At 68.2% G+C, this 9,360-nt stretch carries 7 protein-coding genes and 1 pseudogene; 4 read left to right on the forward strand and 4 right to left on the reverse strand.

Annotated features, from left to right (window positions below):
• From glpK to BJQ90_RS19575, 3 genes are all read right to left on the reverse strand, one after another.
• Positions 1–1,491: glycerol kinase GlpK (gene glpK, locus BJQ90_RS19565; protein ID WP_226761854.1), on the reverse strand; the 1,491-nt coding region annotated here is incomplete at its 3' end.
• A gap of 54 nt (positions 1,492–1,545) precedes the next feature.
• The gene (locus BJQ90_RS19570; protein WP_226761855.1) at positions 1,546–2,295 is read right to left on the reverse strand and encodes an MIP/aquaporin family protein; all 750 of its coding nucleotides are present in this window, start codon (positions 2,293–2,295) and stop codon (positions 1,546–1,548) included.
• Positions 2,296–2,455: 160 nt separating this feature from the next.
• Positions 2,456–4,264, reverse strand: a complete 1,809-nt coding sequence (locus BJQ90_RS19575; protein ID WP_226761856.1) for a glycerol-3-phosphate dehydrogenase/oxidase — start codon at positions 4,262–4,264, stop codon at positions 2,456–2,458.
• A gap of 125 nt (positions 4,265–4,389) precedes the next feature.
• On the opposite strand from BJQ90_RS19575, the gene BJQ90_RS19580 reads away from it, so the two are divergent.
• From BJQ90_RS19580 to BJQ90_RS19595, 4 genes are all read left to right on the forward strand, one after another.
• A complete protein-coding gene (locus BJQ90_RS19580) occupies positions 4,390–5,352 on the forward strand; it encodes a sugar-binding transcriptional regulator (RefSeq protein ID WP_226761857.1) in 963 nt (320 codons plus the stop codon).
• Positions 5,353–5,448: 96 nt separating this feature from the next.
• Positions 5,449–6,327, forward strand: coding sequence for an aldo/keto reductase (locus BJQ90_RS19585; protein WP_226761858.1), 879 nt, complete (start codon positions 5,449–5,451; stop codon positions 6,325–6,327).
• A gap of 10 nt (positions 6,328–6,337) precedes the next feature.
• Positions 6,338–7,267 carry an alpha/beta fold hydrolase gene (locus tag BJQ90_RS19590; protein WP_226761859.1) on the forward strand — a complete coding sequence of 310 codons (930 nt, stop codon included), beginning with the start codon at positions 6,338–6,340 and terminating at the stop codon, positions 7,265–7,267.
• Positions 7,264–8,373 carry a glycosyltransferase family 4 protein gene (locus tag BJQ90_RS19595; protein WP_226761860.1) on the forward strand — a complete coding sequence of 370 codons (1,110 nt, stop codon included), beginning with the start codon at positions 7,264–7,266 and terminating at the stop codon, positions 8,371–8,373. The genes BJQ90_RS19590 and BJQ90_RS19595 overlap by 4 nt, the downstream gene beginning before the upstream one ends.
• A gap of 134 nt (positions 8,374–8,507) precedes the next feature.
• On the opposite strand, the pseudogene BJQ90_RS19600 reads toward BJQ90_RS19595, so the two are convergent.
• Positions 8,508–9,360 (reverse strand): annotated as a pseudogene (locus BJQ90_RS19600) (primosomal protein N'); the annotation flags it as partial.

Genomic DNA, 9,360 nt, shown 5'->3' on the forward strand with positions numbered 1-9,360 from the left:
GTCCATGGACTTGGTGACGGCCTTCTTCCAGAGCCGCATCTGGCGTTCTCGCTCAGCCTGCTCCATCTTCGGCTCCCAGCGCTTGTCCTCGGACCAGTTGGCGGAGCACTCGCCAAGGTCCTTCCAGAAGCCGACGGCCAGCCCGGCAGCGTAGGCGGCACCCAGCGAGGTGGTCTCCACGACCTTGGGCCGGATCACCGGAACGCCGAGAATGTCCGCCTGGAACTGCATGAGCGCGTCGTTGGCGACCATACCGCCGTCGACCTTCAGTTCCGTCAGGGGCACACCCGAGTCGGCGTTGACGGCGTCGAGCACCTCGCGGGTCTGGAAAGCGGTGGCCTCCAGCGCCGCGCGGGCGATGTGGTTCTTGTTCACGAACCGGGTCAGTCCGACGATCGCGCCGCGGGCGTCGGAACGCCAGTACGGGGCGAACAGGCCGGAGAACGCCGGGACGATGTACACGCCGCCATTGTCCTCAACCGAGGCCGCCAGCGTCTCCACTTCCGCGGCGCTGCTGATCATGCCGAGGTTGTCCCGCAGCCACTGCACCAGCGAACCGGTGACGGCAATGGATCCCTCCAGGGCGTAATGCGGCTTGGCGTCGCCGAGCTTGTAGCCGACCGTGGTCAGCAGCCCGTTCTTGGAGTGCACGATCTCCTCACCGGTGTTGAAGATGAGGAAGCAGCCCGTGCCGTAGGTGTTCTTGGCCTCGCCGGCCTCGAAGGCGGCCTGGCCGAACGTCGCCGCCTGCTGGTCGCCGAGGATGCCGGCGACCGGTACTTCGCGCAGCAGCTGGGAGGTGTGCACCGTGCCGTAGACCTCGGAGGAGGACTTGATGGCCGGCATCATGGAGGCCGGAACCCCGAACGCGTCCAGGATTTCCTGGTCCCAGGAGAGCGTCTCGAGGTCCATGAACATGGTCCGCGAGGCGTTGGTGACATCCGTGACGTGAACGCCCCCGTCGGTCCCGCCGGTCAGGTTCCAGAGCACCCAGCAGTCGGTGTTGCCGAAGACCAGGTCCCCGGCGTCGGCCTTGGCGCGGGCACCTTCGACGTTGTCCAGGATCCATTTGATCTTGGTGCCCGAGAAGTACGTGGCCAGCGGCAGGCCGACCTTCTGCTTGAAACGCTCCGGTCCCCCGTCCTTGGCCAGCTCGTCCACGATCGGCTGTGTGCGGGTGTCCTGCCAGACGATCGCGTTGTAGATCGCCTTGCCGGTTGTCTTGTCCCAGACGACGGCGGTTTCGCGCTGGTTGGTGATGCCGACGGCGGCGATGTCGTGGCGGGTCAGGTTCGCCTTGGACAACGCGGAGGCGATGACCTCACGGGTGTTGTTCCAGATCTCGGCGGGGTCGTGCTCCACCCAGCCTGCCTGCGGGAAGATCTGTTCGTGCTCCATCTGGCCCGAGGAAACGATGTTGCCGCTGTGGTCGAACACGATCGCGCGGGTGCTGGTGGTGCCCTGGTCGATGGCGATTACGTACTGGTTCATGTTGACGTCCTTGTCTTGGGGCTGGCAGGTGAATGAGTGCGTTGTTGGGACGGGTTAGCCGGCTGCGGTGGCGATGATCGGCACGACTGCTGCCACGAGGCCGGCGAGGCCACCGCCGACCAGCGGTCCGACGATCGGGATCCAGGAGTAGCTCCAGTCGGAGGACCCTTTACCCTTCATGGGAAGCAGGGCGTGGGCTATGCGGGGGCCAAGGTCACGCGCCGGGTTGATGGCGTAGCCGGTGGGGCCACCGAGGGAGGCGCCGATGCCGACAACGAGGAGTGCCACGGCGAGCGGGCCAAGACCCGAAGGCGTCCCGCCGAAGGTCAGGATGACGAAGACGAGGACGAAGGTGCCGACGATCTCCGTGATCAGGTTCCACGGGGCGGAGCGGATGGCCGGGCCGGTGGAGAAGACTGCCAGCTGGCTGGCGGGCTCGGGCTCTGCGTCGAAGTGCTGCTTGTAGGCCAGCCACATCACCACGGCACCCAGGAAGGCACCGAGGAGTTCACCGCCGAAGTACGTGAAAGTGGAGGCCAGATCTACGGGGACGCCGGGGGCGTACTCCTTCTTGCCGTTGAGCAGCAGGCCGAAGGTCACGGCAGGGTTCAGGTGCGCGCCGGACTGGGCGGCGACGTAGACGCCGGAGAAGACGGCGATGCCCCATCCCCAGGTGACCATCAGGAACCCGCCGTTGTTGCCCTTGGTGCCTTTGAGTGCGACGTTTGCCACAACGCCGCAACCCAGCAGGGTCAGCATTGCGGTGCCGAATACTTCGGACAGGAAAACTATTCCGAGAGACATCTTTGACTCCTCTATTTTCTGTTGTCAGCCCGTCGCGAGTTTGAAGGGCTGTTGGGCCGGCACCGTGTTTTGGCGCTGCCGGCCGGCCACTGCGCCGGTCCCCCGAAGGAACCACGCAGTCCTTGCGGCCGGACGTCCCCCGCCCGGCCGCCGAGGTCTATCAGGAGACCAGGCTGTGGACCTGGACGCCGTGGAATCGCTTGAGCACCTCCTGAGCGTGGCTGATCTCGGAGGACCGCGTTGCCGTGTCCCAGCCCAGCGGGCCGGCGAGGATGTCGGCAACCTCGTTCAGCAGCTCGCCGGTCACCAGTCCCCGGAAAGCGAGGGACGTGCGGCGGATCAGAACGTCGACCAGATGCCCGATCTGCTCGTTGCGCGCCATGAACTCCAGTTCACGGACGCTCAGCTCGCGGGTCGAGTGCAGTAGCCGGTCCGGGGCGCCGTCGAGGAAGCTGATGACTTCCCCGGCGCGCGTGCCGTAGCGGGTCAGCAGACCGGCGGTGCGGTCCGCGTCGCGGCCGGCAGCCATATGCGCCTTGATCCAGCGCTGCACGCCGTCCTCGCTGTCCGGGAACCCGGCGCCGCCGCCGATGGCGAGTTTCGCCGTCGAGACCTTCCGTTCCATGCCGAGTTCGGTGAGGACGTCGTTGCTCAGGTGTTCGGCGAGGGCCCGGAAGGTGGTCCACTTCCCGCCGACGAGGCTGAGCACGACGGCGCCGTGGCCCGTCCCGGCGGGGCCGCCGTTGACGGCAGGGCCGGCAGCTGCGCGGCGTTCGATCCGGTAGTCGCGGCTGACGAAGCCGGGCTGGGTGGCCTCGTGCCTGGGCAGCGGGCGGACGCCGGCGAAGGTGTAGACGATCTGCTCCCGGTCCACGGTGATGTCCGGGAAGACGTGGCCGACGAGGTCGAAGAAGTAGTCGATCTCCGCCTCGGTGCACACGGCATCCTCGGCCATGTCGGCGTCGACGTCGGTGGTGCCGACCAGGACCCGGTCGCCCATCGGATAGATCAGCACGATCCGGCCGTCGGTGTGTTCGAAGAAGATCTCGCGGCCGTTGCAGGCGGCCAGCAGTTCCGGGTGGTCCAGCACGATGTGCGAGCCCTTGGTGCCGCCCATAAAGGCCGACGGCGCGCCCATCGCCTGGTTGGTCAGGTCGACCCAGGCGCCGGTGGTGTTGACGATGATGTCCGCGGAGAAGTCGAACAGTTCGCCCGTGAGTTCGTCACGGAGTTCCACGGTGCTGCCGGCCTGCCCGGGCCGTGCCCCGTCCCGGATGGCGACGAGCGAGAGGTAGTTGCTGGCGCGGGCGTCACTGTTGCCCGTGGCCCCGGCCTTTTCACCGTCCTGCAGCACGTCAAGGGTGAGGCGCTCCGGGTTGTGGACGGAGGCGTCGAAGTACGTGGCGGCGTATTTGATGCCCGGGTGCAGGCGCGGCAGTTCCGCCAGGGCGCGCTTGCGGCCGCGGAACTGGTGCCGGGGCACGGCGCCGCCGTCGCGGGAAAAGAAGTCGTACAGGCTCAGCCCGAGTTTGATCAGGAAGGCTCCCCGTTCGGTGGGTGTGCCCTGCTGCTTGTGGGTGAGGAAGCGCAGCGGGGCGGCGAGGACGCCGGAGAACGTGCTGAAGATCGGGATGGTGGTCTGCAGCGGCTTCACATAGTGCGGCGCGATGCGCAGCAGCCGGTTGCGTTCCACCACGGATTCCTGGACGAGGCGGAACTCGCCGTTCTCGAGGTAGCGGATGCCGCCGTGGATCATGTGCGAGGAGGCGCCGCTGGCACCCTGGCAGTAGTCTCCGCGCTCCACCAGGGCGACGTCCACACCCTGGAGGGCCAGGTCCCGGAACGTGCCCACCCCGTTGATGCCGCCGCCGATGATCAGCACCTGGGCGTGGGGCCGCGTCCGCAGCTTGTGCACCGATGCTCGCTCGCCGGCTGATGCCTGGTTGCGGGCTGAATCCTTCTGTCCCAAGAACTGCTCCTTTGGGTTTGGTCCTGTGCGGCGCGCCACGTGGCGCGCCGCCGTTCAACACTATTGTTTGGAGTAATGGAAAATGGAGTCAAGCACTATGCACAAACGTGCAGAACGGAATTGGGATGACACCCTCACGCCACTCCGACGCACTGCGCGCGGCACAGTTGTATTACCTGCAGGACCTGACCATGGACGCCATAGCGCGTGAACTGCGCACCTCCCGGTCCACCGTGTCGCGGCTGCTGTCCTCGGCCCGGGAGTCCGGGCTGGTGCAGATCCAGATCCGCAGTCCGCTGGACACCGGCCCCGAACTGGCGAGCATGATCCGCGCCGAATACAAGGTCGATGTGCACGTCGTTCCGGTCGTGGACACCCTGAATGAGGCGGAAACACTGGACCGCGTGGCGATGCAGGCCGCTCGCACCATCGGCCCCCTGGTCGACTCCAATGCGATCATCGGCGTCGCCTGGGGTTCGACTCTGAGCGCCGTCAGCCGGCACTTGACCCGCAAGATCACCCACGACAGTGTGATCGTCCAGCTCAACGGCGCAGGCAACATGCAGACCACCGGCATCACCTACGCCTCCGACATCATGCGCCGCTTTGGAAGCGCCTACGGGGCCCGGGTGGAACAGTTCCCGGTCCCGGCGTTCTTCGACCACGCCGCGACCAAAAAGGCCATGTGGAATGAGCGCAGTGTGCAGCGGATCCTCCAGCTCCAGGCCCGGATGAGCATCGCGATTTTTGGTGTGGGATCGGTCGACGCCGATTACCCCAGCCATGTCTACGCGGGCGGTTACCTCGATGAGGACGACCTGAATGTTCTGGCCAACTCCGATGTGGTGGGCGATGTGGCCACCGTGTTTTTCCGTGCCGATGGTTCCGCGGACGGCATCACCCTCAACGAACGCTCCACCGGTCCGGACCTCGCCCAGTTGCGCCAGGTGCGCCGGAGGATCTGTGTGGTGTCCGGCGCTTCCAAGATCAACGGCCTGCGCGGCGCCCTCACCGCGGGCCTGGCCACCGACCTCATCCTCGACGAGGCCACCGCCCGGCGGCTGGTCAGCTTCGACGGCGTGTCCTGAGCCGGGCTTCCCCGGTACGGACGGGCCCGTGCGCAACCCGGCGGGCGTCGGCCTGCCGTGCGGAGCCCCGGCGGCGGAGTCGGTAAAGTCGTTGTTATGAAACCCTCGCCCCGGCTCAGCCTCAACAACGGTGTCCTGATCGACCAGTTGGGGTTCGGACTCTACAAGGTGCCTCCCGCCGGCGCCGCCGGCCTCGTGACCATGGCACTGGAGGCCGGCTACCGGCATTTCGACACCGCTGCCATGTACGGCAACGAGACGGGCGTGGGCCGGGGCATCGGTTCACTGTCCAGTTTCGTGAGCTCCGACGGCGCCCGGGGCGGATCCGGCGAGGCCTCCCCCTCGCTCTCGCGCGAGGACCTGTTTGTCACCACCAAGCTCTGGAACGATGACCAGGGCTACGACGCCACGCTGCGCGCGTTCGACACGTCCATGGCCAACCTCGGACTGGAATACGTGGATCTGTACCTGGTCCACTGGCCGTGTCCGCAGCGCGGGCTGTATGCCGAGAGCTACCGGGCCATGGAGACGCTGTACCGGGAAGGCAGGGCTCGGGCCATCGGGGTCTCGAACTTCCAGCCGGCCCACCTGGACCGCCTCCTGCAGACCGCGGAGGTCGTCCCGGCCGTCAACCAGATCGAACTGCACCCCTGGCTGCAGCAGGAGGAACTGCGCACCCTGCACGGTGAGCTCGGAATCACCACCGAGGCGTGGAGCCCGCTGGGCCGCGGCCAGGTCCTGGCGGATCCGGTGGTGCTGGGCCTCGCAGCGGCGCACGGCAGGACCCCGGCGCAGATCATCCTCCGCTGGCATGTCCAGCTCGGCAACGTCACCATCCCCAAGGCGAGCTCCTACGCCCGGATCAGGGAAAACCTGAACATTTTCGGCTTCAGCCTCGACGGCGCCGCCATGGACGCCCTGGCCGGCCTGGAACGTGGCTTCCGCACCGGCTCCCACCCGGACACCGTCAATTAGGACTCATCGAATGGAACACGTGGCCACCGAGCCTTCCCCCACCACCCCCCTGTTCAGCGCCAGGCTTGAGGCCCGCACCCATGCCGCGGAGGTAGTCCTCGACGGCACCAGGGTCGCGTACTGGAGCTACGAGCCGGTCCGCGTGTCGCCGGAAACCCGCACCATCCTGGTCATCCACGGCTTCCGCGGCGACCACCACGGCCTGCTCCGGGTGGCGGACCAGCTCCCGGAGATGCGGCTCATCATGCCCGACCTCCCCGGTTTCGGCAGCTCCGCCGCTTTCGCGGGTGCCGAACACAGCGTTGAACGGTACGGCCGGTTCATCGCCGACTTCATGGCGGCCCTGGGCCTGGGCCCCGACACCGTCCTGCTGGGGCACTCCTTTGGCTCCATCATCGCGAGCCACTATGTGGCGGACCACCCCGGAACGGTCTCGGAACTGATCCTGGTCAATCCGATCGCCGCCCCCGCCCTCGAGGGTCCCAAGGGGCTCATGACCAAACTCGCCATCCTGTATTACGAAGCGGCCGCCCGGCTTCCCCGCCGGCTGGGACAGGGCCTGCTGCGCAGCCAGCTGATCGTCAGGGTCATGAGCGAAACGATGGCGAAGACCCCGGACAAGCAGCTCCGCCGCTTTGTCCATGCCCAGCACAGCGCTTATTTCTCCGCCTTCGCGGACCGGGAGAGCCTGCTGGAGGCGTTCAAGGCCTCGGTCGGCAGCAACGTGGCGGAAGTGGCCCGCCGGCTCGCCCTTCCCGTGCTGCTGATCGCCGGGGAAAAGGACGAGATCGCCGCGCTCCCGGACCAGCACACACTGCTCGCCCTGCTGCCGGACGCGCACCTGGACGTGATCCCGGGTGTCGGCCACCTGATCCACTACGAAACCCCGGAACCCGCCGCGGGCTTCATTCGCCGCTTCCTGAAGGACCACGCCGCGTGAAAATCCTCATCGATGCCCGCTTCACCCGGCTGGACCACCATGACGGCATCAGCCGCTACGGTTCCAGCCTGATCGAGGCCGCGGCCAAAATCGCCGACGTCGCCATGCTCATCAGCGACGTCCGCCAGCTGGCCCTGCTCCCCGACGTGCCATACACCCTGATCAACAGCCCGCTGTCCCCGGCGGAGCTGTTCGTCGCCGGCAAGGTCAACAAACTCGGCGCCGACGTGGTGGTCTGTCCGATGCAGACCATGGGCAGCTGGGGCCGGAAGTACGCCCTGGTGCTGACCCTCCACGACCTGATCTACTATGAACACCCGGCCCCTCCCGGTTTCCTGCCGGCCCCGGTCCGGGTCCTCTGGCGGCTGTACCACAAAGCGTTCTGGCCGCAGCGGCTCCTGCTGAACCGGGCCGACGTCGTCGCCACCATCAGTTCCACGACGGCGGCGCTGATCTCGAAGTACCGGCTGACCCGGCGTCCCGTCCGGATCGTGGGCAACGCCCCGCAGCACGGCCACACCCCGCGGGACCCCGGGGCGGGGTCGGACAAGACGCTGCTGTACATGGGTTCCTTCATGCCGTACAAGAACGTGGAGACCATGATCAGGGGCATGGCGGAGCTCCCGGAGCTGAGCCTGCACCTGCTCAGCCGGATCACGCCGGAACGCCGGGCGGAACTCGAGGCCCTGGCACCGGCCGGCGCGGACATTGTTTTCCACAACGGCGTGACCGACGCCGAGTATGAGGCCATGCTGGGGCGCACCACGGCCCTGATCAGCCTGTCCAGGGCGGAGGGCTACGGCCTGCCCCTCGTGGAGGCCATGTCGCACGGCACGCCGGTGATTGCCAGCGACATCCCGATCTTCCGGGAGGTGGGCGCCGACGCCGTCAGCTATGTCCATCCGGATTCGCCGGCGGAATTCGCCGCGGCGGTCCGGGCACTTGAGGAGCCCGGGCTCTGGAAGGCCCGTTCCCGCCGCTCGGTGGAGCGTGCCGCCGACTTCAGCTGGGACGACTCCGCCCGCAGGCTGCTCGCCGCCGCCGAAGAGGCCGTGGCGCTGCGTGCCCGCCGTGCCGGGCACCCCCGGGAAACGGACCGGAAGTAGCCGGCACGAAGACCCGTCCGCGGCGGATGCGCCGGTACGCTGCGGGTTCGCCGAAAAACGCAACGCGACCCCGCCGCTTAACTGCGACCTCGGCACTATGCGCATCGCGTGGGCCGGTCGTATCCGGGACCGTGCTAGAGCACGTCCACGCCGTCGAGCCGCAGCTGGACCGGGTCGTCCGTGCGTTTGGCCGCGGCGGCGACCTTGACTGCCCGCAGCACCCGGGTGACCTGCGTGGCCTGGGCGTAGGGGATGAACAGCAGCGTCCGGACGTCCTCGACGGCGGCCCCCGCCGCTCCGCCCTGGCCCGGCGCACCGGCGATCACAAGGGGTGCCGGGCCGGCGGTCCGCAGCACGATCCCCTGCGGGCCAAGCTGCTGTTCGACGGCCTGGCTGATATGTCCGACGGCGGTGCGTCCGCCGGTGATGGAGGCGACCCGGACGGCGGGTGGGAGGTGCAGTTCCTGGCGCAGGGACAGTTCCCGCTGGGCGTAGCCGGCCGGATCCCAGCGCAGCAGGGCCCCGACGCCGGCCGCGTCGTCCGCGGTGATGACCACAAGTCCGCCGTCGCCCGCAGGGCGGACCAGGGCGGCGGCGTTGAACCAGCGCCGGACGGCGTCCTCCCCCGCCCGCAGGTTTTCGCGCCGCAGCAGCGAATCGCCGTCGAGCAGCAGCGCCGCCGCGTAGCCGCCGTCCGCGACCGGCTCCGCGCCGACCGTGGCCACGACCAGGGCCTTCGAGTCCGGAACCGTGGCCAGCACCCGGTCCCCGGACGAGGTGACCACCGGCTTACCCGGGAAGGCGCGGCCCAGTTCCTCGGCCGTGCGGAGCGCCCCGGTCGCTCCCCGGCGGAGCCGGACCCCGTTGCAGGTGCCGCAGCGCCAGTCCGGCGCCGGGGTCGAGCACCAGCGGCACTGCGGCACGGCGGAGCTCCCGCTGGCCCCGGCGATGGCCAGCGGCCCGCTACAGGCGGTACAGCGCGCCGGC

Source organism: Arthrobacter sp. SO3, from assembly GCF_020532825.1.
GTDB lineage: Bacteria > Actinomycetota > Actinomycetes > Actinomycetales > Micrococcaceae > Arthrobacter.

What these genes read in the sequence shown, in the direction of transcription:
- BJQ90_RS19580 (WP_226761857.1), top strand. Translation starts at nt 4,390, where the DNA reads ATGACACCCTCACGCCACTCCGACGCACTGCGCGCGGCACAGTTGTAT.
- BJQ90_RS19570 (WP_226761855.1), bottom strand. Translation starts at nt 2,295, where the DNA reads ATGTCTCTCGGAATAGTTTTCCTGTCCGAAGTATTCGGCACCGCAATG.
- BJQ90_RS19585 (WP_226761858.1), top strand. Translation starts at nt 5,449, where the DNA reads ATGAAACCCTCGCCCCGGCTCAGCCTCAACAACGGTGTCCTGATCGAC.
- BJQ90_RS19590 (WP_226761859.1), top strand. Translation starts at nt 6,338, where the DNA reads ATGGAACACGTGGCCACCGAGCCTTCCCCCACCACCCCCCTGTTCAGC.